At 60.2% G+C, this 24,103-nt stretch carries 19 protein-coding genes and 2 tRNA genes; 7 read left to right on the top strand and 14 right to left on the bottom strand.

What is annotated here, in order from left to right:
• Window positions 1–849: phosphoglucomutase (locus G5358_RS07170; RefSeq protein ID WP_421323854.1), on the top strand; the 849-nt coding region annotated here is incomplete at its 5' end.
• A gap of 86 nt (window positions 850–935) precedes the next feature.
• Here G5358_RS07170 and G5358_RS07165 read toward each other — a convergent pair.
• Window positions 936–1,817, bottom strand: coding sequence for a DMT family transporter (locus G5358_RS07165; RefSeq protein ID WP_127006826.1), 882 nt, complete (start codon window positions 1,815–1,817; stop codon window positions 936–938).
• 95 nt (window positions 1,818–1,912) lie between these two features.
• On the opposite strand from G5358_RS07165, the gene G5358_RS07160 reads away from it, so the two are divergent.
• A complete protein-coding gene (locus tag G5358_RS07160) occupies window positions 1,913–2,395 on the top strand; it encodes a MarR family winged helix-turn-helix transcriptional regulator (RefSeq protein WP_123173377.1) in 483 nt (160 codons plus the stop codon).
• Window positions 2,396–2,443: 48 nt separating this feature from the next.
• Here G5358_RS07160 and mltB read toward each other — a convergent pair whose 3' ends face one another.
• The 8 genes from mltB to G5358_RS07120 form a co-directional block, all read right to left on the bottom strand.
• Window positions 2,444–3,535, bottom strand: coding sequence for a lytic murein transglycosylase B (gene mltB / locus G5358_RS07155; RefSeq protein ID WP_058058116.1), 1,092 nt, complete (start codon window positions 3,533–3,535; stop codon window positions 2,444–2,446).
• A 132-nt stretch (window positions 3,536–3,667) separates the two neighbouring features.
• Window positions 3,668–4,282: a CDP-alcohol phosphatidyltransferase family protein gene (locus G5358_RS07150; protein WP_216954156.1), complete on the bottom strand. Its 615-nt coding sequence runs from the start codon at window positions 4,280–4,282 to the stop codon at window positions 3,668–3,670.
• Between the two features lie 16 nt (window positions 4,283–4,298).
• Entirely contained in the window at window positions 4,299–4,949 is a 651-nt protein-coding gene (locus tag G5358_RS07145) for an ATP-binding cassette domain-containing protein (RefSeq protein WP_216954155.1), read from the bottom strand.
• A gap of 23 nt (window positions 4,950–4,972) precedes the next feature.
• Window positions 4,973–6,607, bottom strand: a complete 1,635-nt coding sequence (locus G5358_RS07140) for an ABC transporter permease (RefSeq protein ID WP_216954154.1) — start codon at window positions 6,605–6,607, stop codon at window positions 4,973–4,975.
• A 77-nt stretch (window positions 6,608–6,684) separates the two neighbouring features.
• Window positions 6,685–7,884: an ABC transporter substrate-binding protein gene (locus G5358_RS07135; RefSeq protein WP_216954153.1), complete on the bottom strand. Its 1,200-nt coding sequence runs from the start codon at window positions 7,882–7,884 to the stop codon at window positions 6,685–6,687.
• A gap of 17 nt (window positions 7,885–7,901) precedes the next feature.
• Complete coding sequence (locus G5358_RS07130) at window positions 7,902–10,055, bottom strand: FAD-dependent oxidoreductase (RefSeq protein ID WP_421323853.1); 2,154 nt, start codon at window positions 10,053–10,055, stop codon at window positions 7,902–7,904.
• Window positions 10,055–10,636 (bottom strand): carboxymuconolactone decarboxylase family protein, encoded by a 582-nt coding sequence (locus tag G5358_RS07125; protein WP_005344442.1) that lies wholly within the window; start codon window positions 10,634–10,636, stop codon window positions 10,055–10,057. Before G5358_RS07125 ends, G5358_RS07130 begins: the two co-directional genes overlap by 1 nt.
• Before the next feature lie 25 nt (window positions 10,637–10,661).
• Window positions 10,662–11,336: a DUF1499 domain-containing protein gene (locus tag G5358_RS07120; RefSeq protein WP_139406362.1), complete on the bottom strand. Its 675-nt coding sequence runs from the start codon at window positions 11,334–11,336 to the stop codon at window positions 10,662–10,664.
• A 340-nt stretch (window positions 11,337–11,676) separates the two neighbouring features.
• Here G5358_RS07120 and G5358_RS07115 point away from each other — a divergent pair, with 340 nt between their 5' ends.
• The gene (locus G5358_RS07115; protein ID WP_421323852.1) at window positions 11,677–12,636 is read left to right on the top strand and encodes a TIR domain-containing protein; all 960 of its coding nucleotides are present in this window, start codon (window positions 11,677–11,679) and stop codon (window positions 12,634–12,636) included.
• A gap of 100 nt (window positions 12,637–12,736) precedes the next feature.
• Here G5358_RS07115 and G5358_RS07110 read toward each other — a convergent pair whose 3' ends face one another.
• Entirely contained in the window at window positions 12,737–13,015 is a 279-nt protein-coding gene (locus tag G5358_RS07110) for a peptidylprolyl isomerase (protein WP_182932597.1), read from the bottom strand.
• A 131-nt stretch (window positions 13,016–13,146) separates the two neighbouring features.
• Window positions 13,147–13,521 carry a hypothetical protein gene (locus G5358_RS07105; RefSeq protein ID WP_139742846.1) on the bottom strand — a complete coding sequence of 125 codons (375 nt, stop codon included), beginning with the start codon at window positions 13,519–13,521 and terminating at the stop codon, window positions 13,147–13,149.
• A gap of 514 nt (window positions 13,522–14,035) precedes the next feature.
• Here G5358_RS07105 and G5358_RS07100 point away from each other — a divergent pair.
• Together G5358_RS07100 and G5358_RS07095 are read left to right on the top strand one after the other, a co-directional pair.
• The gene (locus G5358_RS07100; protein ID WP_005334265.1) at window positions 14,036–15,811 is read left to right on the top strand and encodes an autotransporter assembly complex protein TamA; all 1,776 of its coding nucleotides are present in this window, start codon (window positions 14,036–14,038) and stop codon (window positions 15,809–15,811) included.
• Between the two features lie 61 nt (window positions 15,812–15,872).
• The gene (locus G5358_RS07095; RefSeq protein WP_421323851.1) at window positions 15,873–19,673 is read left to right on the top strand and encodes a translocation/assembly module TamB domain-containing protein; all 3,801 of its coding nucleotides are present in this window, start codon (window positions 15,873–15,875) and stop codon (window positions 19,671–19,673) included.
• A 171-nt stretch (window positions 19,674–19,844) separates the two neighbouring features.
• On the opposite strand, the gene G5358_RS07090 is transcribed toward G5358_RS07095, so the two are convergent.
• A tRNA-Tyr gene (locus G5358_RS07090) sits at window positions 19,845–19,929 on the bottom strand.
• A gap of 34 nt (window positions 19,930–19,963) precedes the next feature.
• Window positions 19,964–20,048 (bottom strand) — tRNA-Tyr (locus G5358_RS07085).
• Between the two features lie 124 nt (window positions 20,049–20,172).
• Between G5358_RS07085 and G5358_RS07080 the strand changes: the two genes are divergently transcribed.
• Window positions 20,173–20,682: a VC2046/SO_2500 family protein gene (locus G5358_RS07080; protein ID WP_204483842.1), complete on the top strand. Its 510-nt coding sequence runs from the start codon at window positions 20,173–20,175 to the stop codon at window positions 20,680–20,682.
• A 110-nt stretch (window positions 20,683–20,792) separates the two neighbouring features.
• On the opposite strand, the gene hpf is transcribed toward G5358_RS07080, so the two are convergent.
• Entirely contained in the window at window positions 20,793–21,131 is a 339-nt protein-coding gene (gene hpf, locus G5358_RS07075; RefSeq protein WP_005334257.1) for a ribosome hibernation-promoting factor, HPF/YfiA family, read from the bottom strand.
• 368 nt (window positions 21,132–21,499) lie between these two features.
• Here hpf and G5358_RS07070 point away from each other — a divergent pair, with 368 nt between their 5' ends.
• Window positions 21,500–24,004 carry a putative bifunctional diguanylate cyclase/phosphodiesterase gene (locus G5358_RS07070; protein ID WP_040066125.1) on the top strand — a complete coding sequence of 835 codons (2,505 nt, stop codon included), beginning with the start codon at window positions 21,500–21,502 and terminating at the stop codon, window positions 24,002–24,004.
• Window positions 24,005–24,103: the final 99 nt, after the last annotated feature.

Raw genomic sequence — 24,103 nt, 5'->3', positions numbered from 1 at the left:
TCCTTCATGACCCTGGATAAAGACGGCAAGATCCGGATGGACTGCTCCAGCCCGTTCGCCATGGCGAGCCTGATTGCCCTCAAAGACAAGTTCGACATCGCCCTTGGCAACGACCCTGACTACGACCGTCACGGCATTGTCACCAAGTCCGGCCTGATGAACCCGAACCACTATCTGGCGGTGGCAATCCAGTATCTGTTTACCCATCGCACCGGCTGGTCTGCCGATGCGGCCGTTGGCAAGACGCTGGTCTCCTCGTCCATGATCGACCGGGTGGCCGGCGAGATTGGCCGTACCCTCAAAGAGGTGCCGGTCGGCTTCAAGTGGTTCGTGGATGGCCTCTACAGCGGCGAGTTCGGTTTTGGTGGTGAAGAGAGCGCGGGCGCCTCCTTCCTGCGCAAAGATGGCACCGTCTGGACCACCGACAAGGATGGCTTCATTCTGGCGCTGCTGGCAGCGGAAATTCTGGCGGTCACCGGCAAGGATCCGCAGGCCCACTACGACGCGCTGGAAGCCAAGTTCGGCCGCTCCAGCTACCGCCGTATCGACGCACCGGCCAACAGTGCCCAGAAAGCGGTGCTCTCCAAGCTGGATCCTGCTCTGGTGGAAGCCTCAACTTTGGCGGGTGAGCCCATCATCGCCAAGCTGACCAAGGCGCCGGGCAACGATGCCGCCATCGGCGGCCTCAAGGTGGTGACCGAGAACGGCTGGTTCGCGGCGCGCCCCTCTGGCACTGAGTCCATCTACAAGATCTACATGGAGAGCTTCAAGGGCGACACGCACCTCGACCTCATCCAGCAAGAGGCTCAGCAGATCGTCTCTGCTGCGCTGGCCAAAGCAGGTGTATAAGCCACCTTCCAGTCGCTGACCGTTGACAAAAAAGAGGAGCCGAAGTTGCTCCTCTTTTTTATGCGCGGGTTGAGGTGTTCTGGTGTTTACGCCTCGTTACAGATCCCTGTACTCGCTCGGCGAGCTTGCCAACGTTTGAAAAAGGGGCGTGCTGGCAGCTTCATCAGGAACAGGGAGAGCAAGATCACCCCGATGCCGATCCACTGGCTGACATCCAGGGTTTCACCCACCATCAATACCCCAAGCGACACAGCCATCATGGGATTGGTGAGGGCCAGCATGCCCATCACCTCCGGGCCGTGGTGCTTTAATCCCCACAACCAGGCCCAGTAGCCCAGCGCGGTGTTGAGCAGGATCAACCAGAGCAATCCCGGCGCACTGGCCGGATCCGGCAACGGCATTGGGCCAGCCAGCCACCAGGCGAGCGGGATCAGCATCAAGCCCCCAAGCAGCAATTGCCAAGCGGTCAGCGCCAGCAGATCGTTTACCGGCCAGTGGCGCATCCAACGGCTGGATTGGCCGATCAGCACTGTGGCCAGCATGGCGCATGCAACTCCGACAGGATCCAGATTGGCAGAGGGGTTGAGCAACAGTAATACCCCAGCCAGCCCCATCAATCCCAGCAGTAGCCATTTCAGGCTTGGTCGTGTGCCATCTTGCAACCAGGCCAGTAGCATCAGCACCAGCGGTAGGGTGGCACCAAGTGTACCTGCTACTGCCCCCGGCAGCCGGAAGGCCGCCACAAACAGCAAAGCGAAGAAGGCGGCAATGTTGCAAAACGCCAACAGGAACTGCTTGCCCCAGGGCAGAGGCGGCATGCGCGGATGTAACAGTAACAAGAGCAGCCCGGCAGGCAGTGCTCGCCATACGGCAACCCAGTAGGGTGAGTAGTCAGTCAGGTAGAGGCTGACGACAGCATAGGTGCTGCCCCACAGCAGTGGAGCCAGCAAGGCGATCAGCATTGGCATTATTTATCTCTTTGAAAAGTATCTTCAAGTGAAGATAAATTAGCGCCAAATTGATTTATCATCAAGTATCTCGATATGAAGATAAGTAGTTGGCGATGGAATCAGATCATGTAGACCTGCTGCTGGCTCAGTGGGCCCGGCAGCGACCGGATCTCGACTGTTCTCCTATGGGGGTGCTGGGTCGGGTAGCCAGGATGGCGGCAATTGCCGGTCGTGAGGTGAGTGAAGAGCTCAAGGAGTGCGGCTTGCTTGGCACGGACTTCGACATTTTGGCGACCCTGCGTCGGTCGGGTGAGCCACTGACGCCGACAGTGCTCTACCAATCGGCCATGTTGAGTTCTGGTGCCATGACGGCCCGGCTCGACAAGCTGGCCGAGCGGGGACTGATAGAGCGGCAAGCGGCGCCCAGCGATCGGCGCAGCCTGCTGGTCTGCCTCACCGAATCGGGCAAAGCGCTTATCGACCGAGCGGTTGAGCTGCACGTGGCCAACGAGCGTCGCCTGCTGGCGCCACTGACCGAGGCGGAGCAGGCTCAGTTAGCGGCACTGCTCAAACGCTGGTTGCTGCAAAACGAATAACAAAAACGGGCCAGCAGGCCCGTTTTTGTTGGCAAATCAGTGCTTGACTCAGTAACCGCCTTTGGCCTCTTTCACCGCCAGCCCCAGCTGCCACACCGCCATGGCGTAGTGGGTGCTGTGGTTGTAGCGGGTGATGGTGTAGAAGTTGGGCAGGCCGTACCAGTATTGGTAGCCGGTGCCGACATCGAGGCGCAGCAGGCTCGCTTCGCTGTGGTTGCCCAGGCTGCTGGTGGGGGTGAGCCCTGCGCGGCGCAGGGAGGCCACCGGGTAGCGGGTCTGGAAGCCATGCTCATAGCCGGGCAGTTGGCCCTGACCGCGCACCGCCACCGGTTGGCCTTTCTCCCAGCCGTGGGCCTTGAAGTAGTTGGCGACGCTGCCGATGGCATCTACCGGATCCCACAGGTTGGTGTGGCCGTTGCCATCAAAGTCCACCGCATAGCGCTGGAAGCTGGAGGGCATAAACTGGCCGTAGCCCATGGCGCCCGCATAGGAGCCCTTGGGTTCGGTGGGATCCATCCCCTCGTCGCGGGTCATCACCAGGAAGGCTTCCAGCTCGCTGGTGAAGAACTCGGCGCGGCGCGGATAATCAAATGCCAGAGTGGCCAGCGCATCCAGAATGCGGGTCTTGCCCATCACCCGGCCCCAGCGGGTCTCCACCCCGATAATGCCGACGATGATCTCCGGCGGCACCCCGTAGATCTGCTCCGCTCGGTTCAGCTCGCTTGCGTATTCACGCCAGAAGTTGACGCCATTCTGTACGTTGTCCGGGGTGATGAACTTGGCGCGATAGCGGTTCCAGGCGCCGGTCGGGCCGGTGGGCTTGGCGGTAGTCGGCGCCTGGGCATCCATCAGGCGGATGATCCAGTCGTAACGCTCTGCCTGTGCCAGCACCTGATGCAGCTGGGCGTTGTCAAAACCGTGCTTCTCGACCATTTTCTGGACGAACCGATCCACGTTGGGGCGATTGGCGAAGTCCCCCTTGCTAACCCCTTGTGTATAAACGGGTTTGCTCGATGGAGCTTGATTGATAAAGGCGCTCTTGGGCTGGGGGACGACCACGGGCTTTGGCGCGGGGGCGCTGCTGCAGCCACCGAGCAGGGGGAATAACGACAGAGTGAGAAGAGAGGCAAGGCGACGCATAGGGTTCTCAAAGAGACTGATAAAAGTGTCGTCATGGTAAAACATTGCCATCCCCGTGCAAGTGTTCCGTGCGCCTTGTTTGCCGCCAATTCATCGTGCGATGGATTAGCCCTTCTGTGAGGGCTGTGCTGGTTAGCGCTCGGGGGGACGCAGGGTGTGGTAACCGCTCCAGAGCCGGGTCAGGGTGGTGATGGCGCAGAGCAGGGCAAAGCCGTAGGCGAGCGGGGCGAAGGCGGCGGGCCACAGGCACATCAGCACAAAGAGCGCGATGGTCTCGCTCCCCTCGGTGAGGCCGCCCAGATAGTAGAGAGATTTATGGTGGTAGACCGGATTATCGATCCCCCGCTTGCCCGCCATGATAGCAAACGCCAGAAAGCTCGAGCCGGTACCCATAAAGGCAAATAGCAGGGTGGCGGCGGGCAGCGCATTGGCGGGGGCGGCGAGGGCAAAGCCCAGCACCACGGCGGCGTAGAAGATAAAGTCGAGCGTGATGTCGAGAAAGCCGCCGCAGTCGGTGATGCCGGTTTCCCGCGCCACGGCGCCATCGAGCCCGTCCAGCAGCCGGTTGAGCAGGATGGCCGCGAGTGCCCACTGATAGCCGCCAAAGGCCAGCAGCGGCAGCGCCAGCATGCCGATGGCAAAGCCGGTGAGGCTCACCTGATTGGCACTGATCCCCGCACGGCAGAGCGGTTTGGCAAGCTGGGTGAGGGGGCTGCGGATCACGGGGATCAGATGGCGATCAAACAAGGTGAACATTCCTCGGTTAACAGTGGCATTCGGTGAGGTTGAGTATGGTGCCCGGCGCGTCTTCCGCATCGTGGGTCACCAGGATGGCAGGGATGGCCAGCGCCTTGATCTGCGCGAACACCAGTTCGCGAAAGGCGGCCCGCAGCGGCTTGTCGAGGCGGGAGAAGGGCTCGTCCAGTAGCAGGGCGTCGGGTTCCGCCAACAGTGCCCGCAGCAGGCTGACCCGCGCCCGCTGCCCCCCTGACAGCAGCGGCGGCAGCTTGTCAGCCTGATCTGCCAGTGCGACCTGCGCCAATGCGGCCAACGCCTTTTCCCGCCGCGCGCGTTTTCCCTTGATGATCGCAGGCATGCCGAACATCAGGTTCTCCGCCACCGTCAGATGGTCGAACAGCAGGTCATCCTGAAACAGCATGCCGATGCGCCGTGCTTGCGCAGGCAAGGTGTTGAGTAGCCGCTCGCCGAGCCTTATCTTCCCCTCCAGCCGGATCGGGCCATTTCCTGCCAGCGCGCCGGGCAGTACCCCGGCGAGCCCCGCCAGCAGGGAGCTTTTACCGCAGCCGCTTGGTCCCATCAGGGTCAATACCTCGCCGGGGGCCACTTGCAGGGCAGGGAGTGAAAGCAGCAGATTTTCATCAAGGTAAAGCCGAAGAGGCGTGGTGCTCAGCATATGGTTGTTTCCATCGTGAGAGTTCATCGTGAGCCGCCCCCCTTGAGCGCCGGATTGAGCCGCGCCGGCAGCCAGAGCGCCAGCAGATAGATAACGAGTGGCAACAGCAGTTGCAGCAGGCCGTAGAGCCCCGCCAGCCGCCGGTTGAGGCCGCTGCCGATGGCCACCGCTTCGGTGGTGATGGTGACCACTCTGCCAGCCCCAAACAACAGGGTTGGCAGATACTGGGCCAGACTCACCGCCGCCCCGACGCCGAAGGCAAACAGCAGCGGGCGCGCCAGCAGCGGCGCTTTGACCTGCCACCAGGCTTGCCACGGTGTGGCCCCCAGCAGCAGGGCGCTCTGGGTGATCCGCGGGTCGAACTGGCGATAGGGGCCGTGCAGGCAGAGATAGACATAGGGAAAGACAAACAACAGCTGGCTCCAGAGCACCCAGCCCCAGCCAATGCCGCTGCTTATCGAGTCATGCGCAAGCCAGTCCAACCCGAGCCGGATGCCAAACAGCAGGCTTGCCTGCGGCAGCAACAGCGGCAGGCAGATAAGCCAGAGCGGCCAGGGGCGGCGCCCGGCTTGCGCCTCCAGACTGCACACCGCCATCATCAGTGCCAACAAGCCGCTCACCAGCGCCAGCAGTGCGCTGGTTACCAGCAGTGGCAGCAGGGTTGGCAGCAGATCCAGCCAGTAATGACTGCTCCACTGGCTGGGCCAGAGGGCGGGAAAGGGCCAGCGGCGCGCCAGCGACCAGAGCAGCAGGGCCGCCAGCACCGCCAGATTGAGGGTGATCAGGGTGAAGGCAAAGCCTGCTGCGAGCCGGTTGGCAAAGAAGTGGGGCGCCGCCCGTTTGCCATCGAGCCAGCAGCCTTTGCCCATCTCTTTATGAAGCCACTCCAGTAATCTGAGCAGAGCGATGAGCAACGCCGTGATGGCGAGCAAAAGCAGGGCGCCGCTGGCGGTGGCTCCGCGCCAGAGCAGATCCGGGTCCTGATACCAGAGCCACAACCGCACCGCCAGCGGGGCGGGGGCATCGGGCCCGAGCAGCTGGGCGAGATCCACCACCGCCACTCCGTAGGCCGCCACCGCATAGATGGGCAGGCGCAGGGCGGGCCAGAGTGCCGGTAGCAGCAGACGCCACCAGATCTGGGGGACACTGAAACCGAGGCTTGCCCCCAGCCACTGCTGGCGTGCCAGCTGGATGGGTTGCTGTGCGGCCATCGCCATCAGTAGCAGAAAGGGGGTCTCCTTGAAAACGAGCAGTGCAATCAGCCCGAGCCCCCAAGGGTCGCGAATGGTCTGCCAATCGGGGGGAAGATCAAACCCGGTCAGAGCTGGCGAGAGGAGCCGCAGCAGCCAGCCGGAGGGGGCGAGCAGAAAGGCAAAGCCGATGGCAAAGGCGACGTGGGGCATTGCCAGCATGGGCGAGAGCAGACGGCGGAGCAGCCCGAAAGCCCGGCTGTCGCTGTGGGCCAGCAGCAGGGCTGTCATCAGCAGGCTGCCAAGGGTGGAGGCGGCGCCAATCCACAGACTCAGCGCTGCTGAGTGCCACAGGCCAGGCTGGGCGAGCAGCAAGGCGAGATGAGAGGTGGCCATCCCCTCCGCCAGCAGTTGCCATAGCCCTGCCAGCAGAGGGATAACGAAGAGCGCCAGATAAATGACCGCCATCCCCGTACTCATACTGGGGTGGCGTGTCAACCGGCGCCACGGTCGGGAGCGGGAAAGCGGGTGACCAGCGGCACTCATCAGTGACCGTAACGCTCGGCCCAGGCCGCTTCCAGTTTGAGCTGCCAGCTGGGGTGAGGCTCGGCTACCGCTTTGAAGCGCAGTGCCGGTTGCCCTTTGGCGGAGTCAGGCAGGGCATCGGCCCGCAGCACGCTGGGATCACCCCAGAATGCCGGATTGGCCTTGCGCGCCTGCGCCGCCGGACTTAACAGAAAGTTGGCCACCACTTTAGCTCCCGCACGGGCACTGGCGTTGAAGGGGATGGCGAGAAAATGGCTGTTGGTGAGCGCCCCTTTCTCCATGGCAATCGCCTCCACACTGGGGGGCAGGGCGCCAATCTGGGCGGCGCTTTGCGCCTCCTTTGGATTGAAGCTGATAGCCATGGCCAGTTCGCCATCATCGAGCAGCTGGCGGGTCTCAGCGGCGCTGGTGGGGAACAGTTTGCCCTTGCGCCAGAGCGCCGGATGCAGCTCATCGAGCCAGGCCCAGAGCGGGGCGGTGAGCTTGGCAAAGTTGCTCTCAGTCGCCTCCCGATAGAGGGGGGCGGGGTCTGGCGTCAATTCCAGCAGGATCTGCTTGAGAAAACTGGAGCCATGGAACTGGGGCGGCTTGGGATAGGTGAAGCGGCCGGGATGAGCCTTGGCCCACGCCAGCAGGGCTGATGCCGAGGTGGGCGGGCTGGCGACCTCTTCGGTGTCGACCATCAGATTGAGCTGGCCGATGCCCCAGGGGGCTTCCAGCCCTTCCACCGGCAGGGTGAAGTCCTCACTCACCGGCAGGCTGCTGTCGACCAGTGCCATGTTGGGCAGCTCGGAGGTAAAGGGAGCGCCGAGCAGCCCCTGCTCCTTGAGCACCTTGAAGTTCTCGCCGTTGACCCAGAGCAGATCGATGGGCCCGCCAGCTTGCTTGCCTGCCAGCTTGTTGGCCAGCAGTTGACTGACGCTCTGGGCGATATCATCCACCTTCACCTGCACCAGCTTGACCTGATAGTCGCGCGCCAGCTCCTGCCCGGCCCACACCAGATAGGCGTTGATCTCCGGGCTGCCGCCCCAGGCGTTGAAGTAGACGGTCTGTCCCTTCGCCTCCTCAAGGGTCTGTTGCCAGTTGCCGTCTGGATTGGCCGCCAACAGCGAGCCGCTGGCCAGCAGTGGCAGGGCGCACAGCAGGACATTTAGCCGCTGTTTGAGCTGTGAGTTGAGTTGTGAGAATGGCTTGAGCATAAACGTTTCTCTGGTTGTCAGGCGCCACGGCGCCAGCGGTGATAACGGGCCAGCAACGCCAGTACCCGGGTGGGCTGGTGGGCCCTTTTCCATTCACCCGCCACATATTTGTTCCCCTCCATCAGGGTGGGATAGGCGTGAATGGTGCCGAGGATCTTGCCAAGGCCGAGGCGGTGACGCATGGCGAGCACGAACTCGGCGATCCGCTCACCGGCGTGAGTGCCCACTATGGTGGCGCCAAGGATAGTATCCTTGCCCGGCACGGTCAGCACCTCGACAAAACCGTGGCGCTCCCCATCGGCGATGGCTCTGTCCAGCTCGGCCAGCTCGAAGCGGGTCGCCTCGAAGGGGATCCTCTGCGCTTCGGCCTCCTTGCGATTGAGGCCGACCCGGGCAATCTCCGGCGTGGTGTAGGTGGCCGCCGGAATGACCCGATAGTCGGCCCGAAAGCGCTTGAACTGGCCAAACAGGGCATTGACCGCCGCATACCAGGCCTGATGGGCGGCAAAGTGGGTGAACTGGTAAGGGCCCGCTACGTCTCCCACTGCCAGTATGCTGGGGAAGTTGGTGGCAAGGAAGCCATCGACCGCTAGGGGGCCGCGGGGGGCCAGCTCGACCCCCAACGCTTCGAGCCCGAAGCCGCTGACGTTGGCGACCCGACCCAGTGCCAGCAGCAGTTGATCCCCTTCCACCACTTGTGTCTCATCGCCCCGGCGCAGTTGCAGCCGGATGGGGAGATCCCCCTTGGCTGCGGGCAGATAGTCGGCTCGTTCGGCGCGCCAGCCGGTGAGTAGCTGCACACCATCTCGGCTCATTTGCCCGGCAAGGGCGTCGGCTACCTCTCTCTCTTCGCGGGGCAGCAGTTGCTCCGAGAGTTCCACCAAGGTCACGGGAATGCCGAGCAGGGCGAAGCTCTGGGCCAGCTCGCAGCCGATGGGGCCGCCGCCCAGCACCAGCAGGCGGCGCGGCGGGGTGCGCAGCTGCCAGAGGCTATCCGAGGTGAGGTAAGGCACCTGATCCAGCCCCGGCAGCTTGGGCACCAGCGGCCGAGCGCCAGTGGCGATAACGATATGGCGGCTGGCAAGGCGCTGGCCGTTCACCTCCACCTCCCAGGGAGAGACCAGCCGCGCCTCCCCTTCGATGCATTCCACTCCAAGCCCCTGATAGCGTTCGATGGAGTCGTGTGGCTCGACCTCCTTGATAACCTCCGCTACCCGCTCCATCACGGCGGTAAAATCGGCGCGGGAGTGGCTTGGGCTAAAGCCCAGCTCGTCGGCTTTACGCTGCTCTGCGGCAAAGCGGGCGCTTCGGATCAGCGCCTTGGAGGGGACGCAACCGCTGTTGAGGCAATCGCCCCCCATCTTGTGTTTCTCGATGAGCGCCACCTTGGCCTTCACCGCTGCCGCGATATAGCTGGTGACCAGCCCACCTGCACCGGCACCGATCACCAGCAGGTTGTAGTCGTAGCGAGCGGGTTTGCGGTAGGGGGAGAGCAAGCGGCGCAGCGCGAGCTTGTCGGTCAATTTCTTGACCAGCCAGGGCATCAGCCCCAGCAGGGTCAACGCGACCATCAGGCCGGGGGAGAGAATATTGCCGGTGCTGGTTAACTGGCCAAGCTCGCTGCCCGCCAGCACATAGACGAAGGTGCCGGGCAACATGCCAAGCTGGCTGACCCAGTAGTAGGTGCTGACTCTGATGGGGGTGAGCCCCATCAGCAGATTGACCAGAAAGAAGGGGAAGATGGGGATGAGGCGCAGGCTCAGCAGATAGAAGGCCCCCTCCTTCGCCATGCCGGACTGAAAGGTGGCCAGCTTGTCGCCAAAGCGGGCGGTGACCCAGTCGCGCAGCAGAAAACGAGCGCTGAGAAAGGCCAGGGTTGCGCCTATGGTGCTGGCAAAGGAGACCAGCAGCAGCCCCCAGGCGACGCCGAACACTGCGCTACCACCCAGGGTGAGCAGGCTGGCGCCGGGCAGGGAGAGGGCGGTGCTCAGCACATAGATAAGCACGAACAGCAGGCTGGCCGAGACAAAGTGACTGTCGACCCATTGCGCCACTGCCGCCTGCTGGGCCTGCAAGGCGTCCAGAGTGAGGTAACGGCCAAGATCGAGGGCAAAAAAGGTGCCGATAAGGCTCCCCATCACCAGTGCAAGCAGCAGGCGGGTCCGGTTCATCAGGCGTCCTTGCTGTCTGGCTGGGCAGGGCGTTCCGGTTGCACAGGCAGCTGGCAGAAGCCCTGCGGTGCGATATCGAGGGCGGCGTTGAACTTGGCCGACATGTTCTGGAAGGCGATAAGGCCGGTCAGCTCCACCATGGCATCGTCATCGAACCAGGGCTTGAGGCGGGCCGCCTGTTCATCGCTCACCCCATCGAGGCCAGTCATCGCTTCGGTGTAGTCGAGCACCGCTTTTTCCCGCTCGTCAAACAAGGAGCTTTCGCGCCAGTTGGCCAGCGCCTCCACCTTCTCGCTGGAGCCGGCTCTCTTTACCAGGGTCATGGCGTTGATGTCGACGCAAAAACGACACCAGTTGAGCTGGGAGACCCGCACCGTCACCAGCGAGCGCAGCACGGGATCGATGGGGGAGCGCTTGCGGTTGATGACCCCGTAGAGGGTGGCGACGGCGGCAAAGAGGCGCGGCGAGCGGCCCCAGCACTTGCCCGGAATAAGCACCTGACCATAGTTGCGCTTTTGCAGCCAGAAAAAGGGGCGGATAAACCAGGCATATTCCCGGTCGGGTTTGACCTCAACGCGCATCAGTTACCTTCTTGTTGTTTCACTCTTACGGTTTCAAATTGGGTTTGTAGGCTTGGCCCAACCGCTCGTTCAGGCGGGTCAGGAAATCCTCGATCCGCGCCCGGTTGGTGCCCAGATCGCTTTGCCCCTGACGGGAGGCTGATCGCATATCGATGCGGGTCTCTTTGGGGCCGGCAAAGACCCGCAGCGCCACATCATCCTGAAAGCCGAACCAGCCGGTGGTGACCACTGCATCCAGGCCATCCGGGCTGGGTCGTATCTGCCAGCCCAGCTCCTGCATCAGCTCGTTGGCTTCAATCAGCACTTCGGCAGGAGAGGCCCTGGTAAAGAGAGGACCGGGTTTTGCCTCAACTGCTTTCAGCGGTGCGCTATTTATTGGCAGATCCTGCGCCGTTCTCAGCTCTGCCGCCCAGCGTAGCTGGGGGGGATTGTAGGGATCTGTGCTCACATCGTTGATCAGCGGCATGCGCAGCGCCTGCAGCACAAAGGTCAGCGGTAGCAGCAGTGGCAAGGCGCCAAGGCCGCTGGCATAGCGGTTGCGGCTCCAGGGCAGGCGTACCAGCAAGATCAGGGAGACAAGGGCTCCGATGAGACAGATCGCAAAACCTATCCACCAGGGCCAGAGATGAAAGCGGCTGCCGAGGGCGCCAGCGAGCGGGAGTAACCAGGCCAGCAGGGGCCACAAGCAAGAGCGGGGCATAGCACGGGATCCATCGTCGAATGTGGACAATGCCGAGAAGGATAAACTTAATTGCCTGATAACGTTAGTAAATTGATGAGAGTTTGGCGTGGTTTTGGCCAGTTTTGCGAGGGAATGCAGAGGGAGGTGAAGCCCGCCTGACGGGAGCTTCACCGAGAGAATGGTCAGTTGCGATGACTTAGTTGCGATAGAGCACTTTAGTCTTGTGTTCTTAAGATAAATGTTGAGCTGTTCAATATTTGTTCCAAACGAAGGGTCCTTTACTGTGACTATTAACTAAACCTCTTGAAATTATGGTGATTAACCCATATATCAAATATTGACTTTGGTGGGGGTTCACATGGCGCTAGATAAGGTAGAGCAAAAGATAGTCGAGCAGTACTTTGATATGAGGACGGGCTATGTCCTACATCATAGCAACCGTACGTTTGCAGATTTTTTCGAACAGTTTGATATTGATATTTACAATGACCGATATTGCGATATCGGCGATTCAAAAGCTAAGCGCCTTCGTTCGTTCTTTAATCAGCATGACGATGAAATCATAGGCAAAGTTATACTCGCATTAATCGAAGATAACGACATCGAACAAAATTTAAATTCACCTCCCAAAAATCATGAACTGCGCCAGCGTTGCATTGATATTGCAAATCGATTGATTAACTCGGCTACTACAGTTGCACCAACTCAACATAATCCGCTTGTGAACCCGTTTAAATCACAACTCCAACAAGTACGTGCTGCTGCCATAAATGAGGTATTTGGTTCTATGCCAAATAAACCTTTACAGGAAGCACCAAGTTGGGATCAGCTCAAGCCACAACATTCTCAGACTGAATCCTCTATGACTAAATTCTCAGTTCCAGAAAAAGAAAAAATCTTTATTGTTCATGGGCATGATGAGCACTTGTTGAGTGAAACAGAAAATTTACTCCGCAAGCTCAATATGGATCCTATAGTTCTTCGCGATCAGCATAGTGGTGGCAAGACGATTATCGAGAAATTAGAAAAATATGGGGATGTTCGATACGCGGTCATTCTTTATACCGCTTGTGATGAAGGTCGAAAAATTGGTACTCCGGAAGTTAATCCTCGAGCCAGACAAAATGTAGTATTCGAGCATGGTTACTTTATTGGTCGTCTAGGACGTGAAAATGTAGCTGCTGTTGTCAAAGGGAACGTAGAAATCCAAGGCGATATAAGTGGTGTCGTATATCACAAGTATCAGACTGGATGGCAATACGAGTTAGCTAAAGAAATGAAACGCTCAGGTTTGAATGTTGATTTGAATCACCTATGATCACAGAAGTAATTATGAGCCCTTAAAGGGCTCAAGTAATTTCAGCAACGGGTCAGGCTCTTCCATAGAGTTGTGTTCTTAATGCAAAAAACAAGCCTGTCTAGATTCTGTACAAAACTTTGATCAGATGAAAACCGAACTTGGTGCGCACCGGCCCCAGCACCTTGAGCAGTTCGCCTTTGAATACCGCATCGTCGAAGGGCTTGACCATATCCCCTTTATTGAACTCCCCCAGATCGCCGCTGCGTTTTGAAGAGGCGCAGGTGGAGAAGCGCTTGGCCATCTGGCCGAAGTCGGCTCCCTTCTCGATCTTCTCCTTGATCTCCAGACACTGTTTTTCGGTCTTGACCAGAATGTGCTGGGCACAGGCTTTTTTCATCGGGGCGCTCCTGGGAGTGATGGCGAAGGTTGTTAACGCCAAGAGTGGTAGCAAATGGGGGCGCAAGAGTACCCCAATTTGCCACCGGCGTCAGCCATCACCCCGCCATTTACCGGCGTTCGTCAGCCCTGTTACTGGCGAGCGCGGGTGGCCAGCACGGCGCGGGGACGCGCTTGCCAGATGATCTCCAGCCCGAGCAGGGCGTAGAGGCTCCAGATGGCCAGCGGATTGAGCCACTCTCCCCCCAGTTGCAGGGTCATCAGAGCGCAACCTGCCAGCAGCAAGGTGAGCCCCGGCAGCCGCCAGTGGACGGGCAGGGGGGCCAGCATCGCCATCCCCAGCAAAATGCCGAGGCCAAACGGCAGGTTCAGGGCGGTAAAGGCCAGCGCCTGTTGGCCACTCATGCCGGTCAGCAGGGCCAGCAGGGCGCTGCAACAGGCGAGGAAGGTGATGAACTCGAGACGATCGGCAATATAGTCAGCCATCTGTTCGCTACGTGCATGCATGATGTGTCTCCTTCAGTTGATGGTTCAAGTGTGAGGGAGGGACGTTCGCAAAGGCAGCGGGATAATTCGATTGCGCTGAACGAGCAATTCTTAATCACCCGCTACGGCGGGCTTTGGCGTGTGCCGGGCTGGTTAAACGGTGAGGGTGGGGCTATGCCGACAAACTCTGTCGTGGTGGGTTTCTGGTTGCAAAGAGAGGAGGAGAGGTGACAAATGGTGCCTGATGGTGGGGTGAGCCTTATTGAGGGCAGGTCAATTCGCTTCCATCGGGAAAGCGGGCGGCGTCATTGTCACCAAAATGTGTGATTTGTGGTCAACCTCTTAAAAGATATGGCGAATTTGCCAATGGTGCTGCGCTGTCGCTGGCCGATGCCTATGTTAGGATAAGGTTCGCCATTTTTCTGGCGCGCATTTTTGTGTCACGGCCATGCCCTGCATGCCGTGCTGCGCCGCATTCGGGGTTGGCCCGAAAGGGCGCTGGTTTCCTTCACCACAGATTCAGGAATATTGACCTTTGACAGGATGCATTTCATCCCTGCTGGCAGGGCGTTCACTGTCCGGCCCTGCGTTTCGCCGCGGCCTGCGGGTACTGGGGGTGGGCCTGTTGCTGTCGCTGCTGGCTTCGCCCGCGTTTGCCGCCAAGCTCACCTATCAGGTCAAGGGGTTGAAAGGGGAGAACAAGGATAACGTTGAAGCCTATCTCAATGCCCTGCCGGTCTATCAGGAGCGGCAATACCGCCCGGCCCGCGCCAAAATCACCGAGAGCGTGCAAAAGGCGCTGCAGGTTTATGGCTATTACCAGCCGAAGATCACCCTGAGTCGCGACAAGAAGACTCCGTCCAAAGTGGTGATTGAGGTGGACAAAGGGGAGCCGGTCATCGTCTCCCGCCTCGATATTCTGCTGGAGGGGGATGCGGGCAGCGACGAGCTCTACAGCGCCCTGCTGGACAAGTTGCCCCTCAAAGAAGGTGAGCCCCTCAATCACGCCAAATATGAATCCATCAAGGCGGATCTGGGCAGCCTCGGGCTGGCCCGCGGTTACTTTGATGCCAAGCTGAGCAAGAGTCAGGTCAAGGTGTTCCCGGACAAGGGGACGGCGGAGATCTTTATTCTGTTCGAATCGGGCCATCGCTACCGTTTTGGCGAGATCCGCTACGATGCCACCCCCGAAGCGCTTCACCTTATTCGCCCGCTTATCAACATCAAGAGCGGTGACCCCTATCTCGCCATCCGGCTGGCCGAAATGTCGCAGGATGTCTCCTCCACCAAGCTGTTCCGTCAGGTCGATATCAAGCCGGTATTAAGCGAGGCGAGCAACTATCGGGTGCCCATCGCGGTGACGCTGGATAACCGGGTCGATCACGAAATCGAGACCGGTATCGGTTATGCCACCGACGTAGGGCCGCGGATGAGTGCCACCTGGGAGAAGCCCTGGGTCAACCGCTACGGCCACCGTCTGTTTGCCACCGCCAAGGTGTCGGCGCCGGAGGCAGAGCTCAGCTTCGACTATCAGATCCCGGTGGGCAACCCGCTGCGGGACTACTACTCCATCCAGACCGGCTACCAGTACAAGGACAACAACGATACCCGCTCCGATCTCACTACCATCGGTGTGCACCGCTGGACGCGGCGGCCGGAGAGCTGGGATCGGGACGTCTTTATCCGGCTGGAGAACGAGATCTATACCCAGGGCGCCGACGAGGGGAACAGCTTGCTGCTGATCCCCGGGGTCTCCTGGTCCCGACTGCGGGTGCGCGGTACTCTGGTGCCCGACTGGGGTGATCGCCAGCAGCTGACGCTGGAGTTCTCCGATCCCAGATGGGGCTCCGACATCAGCTTTATGCGGGTGTGGGGGCGCAGCAAGTGGCTGCGAACCCTCGGCGATAACCACAGATTCCTGATGCGGGCCGAGCAGGGGGCCATCATAGGTGACAGCTTCTCGCTGGTGCCGCCGTCCTTGCGCTTCTTTACCGGTGGCGATCAGACGGTGCGCGGCTTTGGTTACGAGAGCATCTCCCCCACCGGGCCGGATGGCAAGCTGACTGGTGGCCGCTACACCAGCGTGGCCAGTCTGGAATACAACTACCGCTTCAGCGAGAAGTGGCTGGGGGCCATGTTTGTGGATGGCGGCACCTCCACCACCGATTACAGCGAACCCTGGAAAATAGGTACCGGCGTCGGTGTGCGCTGGGTCACCCCCATCGGTCAGGTCAGGCTGGATCTGGCGGTCGGGGTATCGGAGGAGGACAAGCCCTTGCGGCTGCATTTCGCATTGGGGCCTGAATTATGATGTTGTCTAAACGCTTTTTTCTTTGGCCGCTGCGGCTGTATCTTGCGCGGGGGTCTGCATTGTGATCTGGCTAAAACGTATTTTTCTCTGGCTGATGGGGCTGGTGTTCCTGCTGCTCATCGGCGTCAGCCTGCTGGGTTTTACCCATCAGGGCAACAAGTGGTTGTGGCAACAGGCCAAGGGAGCGCTGCCTTCTCTCAAGGGGGAGCTGGTGGCCGGTCAGCTTGGCTATGGCTGGACTCTGGAAGGGGCGGGTTGGCAGGATGAGCTGGTGGATGTCACTGTGGATCGCGCCGTGCTCGACTGGGATCTCGGCAAGTTGCTGCAGGGCAAGTTCTGGATAAAATCCCTGGCGGTGACCCATCCGGTGGTCAAGGTAGCCGATTCCGAGCCCGCACCGGAAGAGCCTTCCGAACCCTTTGTCTGGCGCCCGCTGCCACTCAAGATCCAGGTCGACAGCCTCAAGGTCACGGATCTCGATCTGGCAGTGCCCGGTGTGGCCGTGATCCTGGGGTCCCTCGATATCGGCGCCACCCTCAACCGCAAGGGGCTGATTGTACGCGGCCCGGTGCTCGATAACCTGACGGTGACGCTGGATGACGTGGCACCCGCCAGCACAGCCAAATCTGCCAAACAGCCGGCCGCTAACGAGAAGCAAGCCGGAACTGCGGTGGCGCGCAACGACAAGGCCAGCGCCGAGACAGCCAAACAGGGTAAAGGGACGCCTGCTGCGAACACGACAAAGGCAGCCCCCATTCTCCTGCCCGCCATTCACCTTCCTTTCCCCATCCAGCTGGAAGGGGTCAGTGCGACCCGGGTGCAATATAAGCAGGGCGAGCTGATCGAAGGGCTCGACAAGCTGCTGCTGTCGGCCACTGCTGCCGACGATCGCATCGAGGTGCGCGAGCTCTCGCTGCGCCACGCCATGGCCGATCTGGCGCTCAAGGGACACATCCAGCTCAGTGACGACTACCCGCTGGCGGTGACGCTGGATGCCAAGGCCCGCAAGGGGCTGCTGGATGGCGAGCTGCAGGGTGAGCAGGCCACGCTGGCGCTGAACGGTTCGGTTGGCAAGCTGGGGTTGGCGTTGTCGGCCAAGGGGCCGGTTGCCGCCAATCTCAAGGGCTCGCTGGCCGCCCTCGACCCGGATCTCCCTTTTGATCTGGCCCTCGACTGGAAGAGCCTCGGTTGGCCTCTTCACAAGCCAGCCAAAGATGAGCCGAGCTATCGGCTGGACAAAGGGAGCCTGACTGCCAAGGGCAAGCTCTCCGGCTACCAGTTTGCCCTCAATACCTCCGGCAAGGGGACCGATGTCCCCCCCTTCAAGCTTGCGCTGGACGGCAAGGGGGATCTGGAGCGGCTCAGCAAGATCGCCTTGCAGCTCAACGCCCTCAAGGGGGAGCTGAAGCTCGATGGCAAGCTCGCCTGGAACAAGGGGATCGAGTGGCAGGGAACCACCCTGTTCAAGGGGATCAATCCGGCCGAGCTGCTGCCCGAGCTGAAAGGGACGCTGGCCGGTGAGCTGGAGAGCCGTTTCGTGATGAACGAGGCGGGCCACTGGGAGCTGAAACTGCCCAAGCTCAAGGTGGATGGCAAGCTCAACCAGTATCCGTTGGCCCTCAAGGGGGAGCTCAGCGGTAACGACAAGATGGAGTGGCAGATCCCGGCGCTCTCGCTGCAAAGTGGCCCCAACCAGTTGCAGGCCAAGGGCAGTATCAGCAGCGCCCAGTGGAAGCTCGATGCCAACCTGCAGGCTCCCCAGCTGGGGGGCATCTATCCTGGCCTGAAAGGGGATATCAAGGGACAGGTGAAAGTCAGTGGCAATCAGCAGACGCCAAAAATCGATGCGGATCTGGCCTCCGACCGGCTCTACTATGCCGGCACCGACCTGAAGGGTATTAGCCTCAAGGGCAATGTGGCGATCGGTGCCAAACCGGCCGGTGAGCTCGCGTTGTTGGTGGCGCAGCTGAAACAGGGGGATACCAAGCTCAGCCAGCTGGCCTTGAACCTCAGCGGCGATATCAGTCAGCATCTGTTGACCCTGACCATGAAGGGTGACCCTGTTGCCGCCAACCTCAAACTGGGTGGCGGTGTGCGGGGGGATCACTGGCGCGGGGCGCTCTCCGAGTTGCGGCTGAAAACCCCGCTGCGCCGTTGGGACTTGAGCTCCCCCTGGGCACTGGATCTCGATCTGCCGCGTCAGCGGCTGGCGATGGGGGATCTCTGCCTCGGCTCCCAGGGGGCCAGCCTCTGCGTCAAGGGGAGTCAGGTCTCCGCTGCCCAGGGCACTCTGGAGTTTGCCCTGAGCGAGTTTGATCTCAAGCGGCTGCGCCCCTGGTTGCCGGACAACTTCCGCTGGCAGGCGATGCTCTCGGCCGATGGCCGCGCCAGCTGGCGTGGCAATCAGCCAACCCTGCATGCGGTGGTGCGCACCACGCCGGGTACCTTTGTGGCCGATGGCCTCAAGACCGACTATCAGCAGCTGGCGCTGGCTCTTGATTTCGAGCGGCAGCAGGCGGCGATCCGCCTCGATTTTGCCTCCAAGCAGATCGGCAATATCGATACCGATCTGCTGATCAGGGAGCCCGCCGGTCGCGGTCTGCTCGGTGGTCAGCTCAAGTTTGACGATCTCAAGCTCAATACCTTTGCGCCGCTCATCCCTGAGGTGCGCTCCCTGCAAGGGATCATCTCCGCCGATGCCCGCTTCGACGGCACCCTGGCGGCGCCCCTGCTGTTTGGCCAGCTCAATCTGAGCGATGGCGAGGTACAGACCCACTCCGACATGGTGACCCTGACTAAGCTGGTGACCCGACTCAAGATCGAAGGCAACCGGGCCGAGCTGGATGGTTCCATGCTGGTTGGCAAGGGGCCGCTGGCACTGGGGGGCTGGCTCAGCTGGGCCAAGATGCCGGTCAGCGGCAGCCTCACCATTCAGGGCAAGGATCTGGAGGCGCAATATCCGGGCATGGGCCGGGTCAGAGTCTCGCCCGATATCGCGGTGTCGCTGGGGGAGGAGACCCGGATTACCGGTCAGGTGGATATTCCCTGGGCGCGCATTCTGGTCAAGAGCCTGCCGGATTCGGCGGTGGCGGTCTCCGACGATGTGACTGTGGTCTATGACGATCTGCCCCCGGCCCCCAAGCAGGCAAGTCTGCCGCTGGCGATGAAGGTGGCGATCCGCCTTGGCAACGATGTGAAACTTGATGCCATGGGACTGAAGACCGATGTCTCTGGCGGTCTCAATATCCGTCAGGATCCCGAGAAACCGCTGGCAGGCAACGGCCAGCTGGTGCTGACCAACGGCCGCTTCAAGGCCTATGGTCAGAACCTCATCATCAAGGAGGGGCGGATCCTCTTCTCCGGTCCGCTGGATCGGCCGTTCCTCAACATCGAAGCCAACCGGGATCCCGATACCATCGAGGGTCAGGTGACGGTCGGGGTGCGGGTGACAGGCCCTGCCAGCAAGCCTGAGATCACTGTCTACTCCGAGCCGCAGATGGCGCAGTCGGAACAGCTCTCCTATCTGCTGCGTGGCAAAGGGTTGCAGACTGGCGGTGAGGATGGCGGTTTCAACGGCCTGCTGGTGGCCGGCGCGGTGAGTCAGGCCAACGGCGTGGTGTCGAGCATCGGCGAGTCGCTGGGGATGAGCGATGTCTCCCTCGATACCGCGGGCAGTGGCGACAACACCCAGGTGACTCTGTCGGCCTATCTGCTGCCGGGCTTGCAGTTCCAGTACGGGGTCGGGGTTTTCAGCCCCATCGCCGAATTCAAGCTGCGCTATGAGGTATTGCCACGGCTCTATCTGCAAGCGATGAGCGGGGTGGCTCAGGCGGTCGATATCTTCTATCGCTTTACCCTGTAACGCGACACCGAATGACAGTGCAGAGATGAGAGTAAAACGGGAGGCGCAGGCCTCCCGTTTTTTTATTGCGCGATCGGCAGTAGGCACCGGCGATAAGGGAGTGCAGAGGAATAACGGATTTGGCAGACCAGAAATGCGAAAACCCGGCGCCAAGCCGGGTTTTCTGAATGATGGTGGAGGGAGAAGGATTCGAACCTTCGAAGGCAGAGCCGTCAGATTTACAGTCTGATCCCTTTGGCCACTCGGGAACCCCTCCACGGGGTATTGCTTTCAAATTGTCGCACTTGAAATGGTGGAGGGAGAAGGATTCGAACCTTCGAAGGCAGAGCCGTCAGATTTACAGTCTGATCCCTTTGGCCGCTCGGGAACCCCTCCACAAGTGCGAGGCGCATACTAACAGATCTTCCGGTTTTGTGAACCCCCAAGCAGGATTTTTCCATTAAACGAATTGGATTTGTGGCCGATAACCAGTGAAATCGCCATTTTCGAGAGTTATCTCATGCTGCCCAGTTCAATCCGTAATCACCTGCTCGTTGATGAGGGCCAGTTGGGGCAGCGCCTCAACCGTGACCTGCAGCATGGGGATCGGGCGGATTTCCGGTTGCATCTGGCCCTGCTGACCGACGCGGTGGAGGAGCAGCCCTGGTTTGATGCCAAACCGGCGGCCACTCCCCAGAGCCGTGACTGGCGTCTGCACTTTGCGCTGAGACCGGCAGAGGTGCTGGTGGCTGAAGGGGCTGGGAGTGACTGCAGTGCCATCAATGAGCGGCTGCAGCAGGGGGGAAGCATGGTGGATGTGCGGCTCTGGCTGGCGCTGCAAACACCGCCGCTGGCGGTCAAACAGCCGCTGCTGGATGAGGCTGTCTACGACAACCTGTCACCGCTGGCGCGGGAGCGGTTGCAAGGAAAGCTGGCCGATATGCCACGCCAGGAGGATCCGCTGGTATTGCTGCCGATCCTCGATCGTTTGCAAGAGGGGGTGGATACCCGGTTGCACTGGCTCAGTTGATGGTGCCTGTTCACTGGTGTAACGCGATGCTTGTCGGCAAATCACAGGCAACAAAAAGGCGGGTGACCCCGCCTTTATGCTCTTTAGAATTTTAGCCTTGCGGCATGCTATCAAGCGTCAGCTTCATCCGGTTGCGGCTGCTCTTTGAGCGCGGCATTGGCACGACGGGCAATCGGCTTTTCGGTGTGACGGTTGAGTTGGCGCTCCAGTTTTTGCCCCAGTTCGTTGATGGCGGCGTAGAGATCCTCATGCTCTGCCTGGGCAAACAGTTTGCCGTTGGGGATGCCAGCACTGGCTTCGACAGTGAACATCAGACGCTCTTTGGAAACAATCACATGGGGTGTGATGAGAGGCACCTGAAGACGTTCGAGCTTTTCAAAACGGGATTCGATGCGCTCGCGGATAGCCGGGGTGATGTCGATGATTTTGCTGGTAATTTCGATTTTCATATTGGCCCCCTTCGGGTCGTCTTGCTTGTGTCTTCACCTTCAGATTACTCATTGGTAAAGATTGAAATGTGATCTATGTCACATAACATTCCCTTGGCTATTCAGCAACTTATAAATTGTGATCTTTTCCGGTTTCGTGCCAAAAACAGCTTGAGCTCCATGAAACTGGCAGGCAGTATGACGGGAATAGGATCGTTTCTGTCCCTTCTTGGCAGCACTTCGTGTCGACCTCATGTCCGGTTTCCACTGCTTGATATCGCATGTTTGTACTCTTCCCTCGCAACCTCTGATCTGATGAGCGGATGCAGGGGGCGTTGCTATGCCTGATTGGACATCAAACGTGGTTGGTTGTTGTGTTGGAGTGGTAAATGAAGCAGCAGGCCACGCAAGTCATGTGGTTTTTCGATCGGCAACATGATCAGTGGAGTCTCTCTGATCAGGGGGCCTACCAGCAGTGGCAAGGGGAGGGCAATCATCCCTGGGCCGCTCGCCTGTTACCGGAAGATGAGGCAGGCTTTGCCGACTTTCTTGTCCGGCTTCATGAATCACATCTGCCTGAACAGTTCATCGGTCATCTGAAAGATGATCAGGGGCAGCTCAACCATGTGCTCTGGAGCGGCCAGTTTGTGCCCACCCAGCAGATCTGCTGTGGCTGGCTGGCCCCTCTTGATACCGCCAACAGTGCAGTATCCTCTCTCAACCTCTCTTTGCCGTTGCTGCAAACCACCCTGCTCACCCAGTTGGCGCAGGCGCTCTCTGCCCGAACCGGGCTCGATTTCTTCAATACCCTGGTCAGCCAGCTGGCTCATATTCTCAAGGTGGATGCGGTCTGGGTGGGTGAGCTGTGCGGTGCCGACCGGGTCAAAGTGCTGGCCGCCGACGGGCTGGCGCAGAAGGACTACCCGCTGGCGGGCTCCCCCTGTCAGGAGCTCTACAAGCAAGGGGCCATCTGTTTCGAGGTGATCGACGAGTCGCAGGAGTATCAACCCTGGCTGGCGGCCGGGCAGACTTATTATGGTCAGCCGCTGTTTGATGCCAGAGGCCAACTTCTGGGCCATCTGGCGCTGCTCTATTCGGCCCCGGCAGATACCAGCAATCTCACCTCGGTGCTCAATACCTTCTCGGTACGGATGGTGGCCGAGCTGGAGCGTCTGCAATCCGATGCCCAGATGCGCCTCTCTGCCGTTGCATTCGAGACCCACGAAGGGATCATCATCACGGATCCGGGGTTCAAGATCCTGCGGGTCAACAACGCCTTCAGCCAGATCACCGGCTTCGACAGCCAGTCGGTGCTGGGCCTGCATCTGGAAGAGGATCTCTGGCCAAATCTGGGGGGGCTCGGTTACGAGCTCAATACCCTCAGCCGCTGGCAGGGGGAGACCCAGCGTCGCCATGTCGATGGTCACACCTATCCCCAGTGGGAGATAGTGACACCGGTGCAGGATGAAAAAGGGGTGATCAGCCACTTTGTCATCTGTTTTGAAGATATTTCCGAGCGCAAGGCGGCCGAGCGACGCATTCAGGATCTCGCCTATTACGACGAGCTGACCGGATTGCCCAATCGCCGTCAGCTCCACGAGACTCTGGTGCAGACCTTCAACGAGGCGACCCGCGATGGCTTGATTGGCGCGCTGCTCTTTATCGATCTCGATCACTTCAAGACCATCAACGACTCCCTCGGCCACGCCACCGGTGACTGGTTGCTCAAGGAGGTCGCCGCCCGTCTCAAACGGCTGGTGCGACAGGGGGATTGTCTGGCCCGTCTCGGCGGTGACGAGTTTGTGTTGCTGCTGCCATCGCTCTCGGCCAGCCCGCCCCAGGCGGAGATGCAGGCCGATATCATTGCCGAACGGCTCATCACCGAGATTGCCGCTCCATATACCTATGTGGGGCAAGTGCTGCACATCGGCGCCAGTGTCGGCATTACCCTGTTTCCGGATCGGGAGCAGGGTGTCGATGATCTGCTCAAGCAGGCAGATACCGCCATGTATCAGGCCAAGTCCGCTGGCCGCAAGACCCGTCGCTTCTTCGATGCCTCGATGCAGCAGCAGGCGGATCGCCGTCTGCTTATTCACAACGAACTGCGCAACGCTCTCAGCCAGCAAGAGCTGACCCTCTACTATCAGCCCCAGCATATGGTCGATGGCGGCGATATCATTGGTGTCGAGGCGCTCATTCGCTGGCAGCCGGCCGGTCGCTCGCTGGTCTCGCCAGCAGAATTTATCCCCATCGCCGAGGAGACCGATCTGATTGTCGATATCGGCAACTGGGTGCTGCACGAGGCGTGCGCCCAGTATGTGCTGTGGGAGGAGAACGGCATCCACATTCCGCAGATCTCGGTCAACGTCAGTGCCAAACAGTTCCATGCCACCGACTTTGTCGAGCGGATACACGATGTGTTGGCGCAAACCGGCATGGATCCGGCCTGCCTCAATCTGGAGATCACCGAATCCGTGGTGCTGGGCCACGCCGAGGACACCATCAGCAAGATGACCGAGCTCAAAGAGCTCGGCATCAGCTTTGCCATCGACGATTTTGGCGCCGGTTACTCCTCCCTGAGCTACCTCAAGCGGCTGCCTGCCGATGAGCTCAAGATCGACCGCTCCTTCATTCAGGACATCCCGAAAGATGGTGACAACATGGCCATCGTCGAGGCGGTGATCGCCATGGCGCGACATATGGGGTTCAACGTCACGGCGGAAGGGGTGGAGTCCCGTCAGCAACTGGAGTTTCTCAAGGCGCAGGGGTGCAGTTTCTATCAGGGCTATCTCGCCTCCAAGCCGCTGCCGGTGCCCTATCTGGAGAAATATGTACAGCGGCTGACCAGACCTGAGCAACTGCGTGAAATGCAGCTGAGCGAGGCAGAAAAATAGTCCCTGCTCCCCGCTGTAGCGCTGCCCAGCAACGGGTAGAATGAGAGGCAGTAGACCCACCGCCACCGGGCGGTGTATTGCCCTCAATGGAGATGTTCA

The organism is Aeromonas sp. 604176, from assembly GCF_049170755.1.
Lineage (GTDB): Bacteria > Pseudomonadota > Gammaproteobacteria > Enterobacterales > Aeromonadaceae > Aeromonas > Aeromonas veronii_A.
This window is presented reverse-complemented; position numbering and strand designations above follow the sequence as displayed.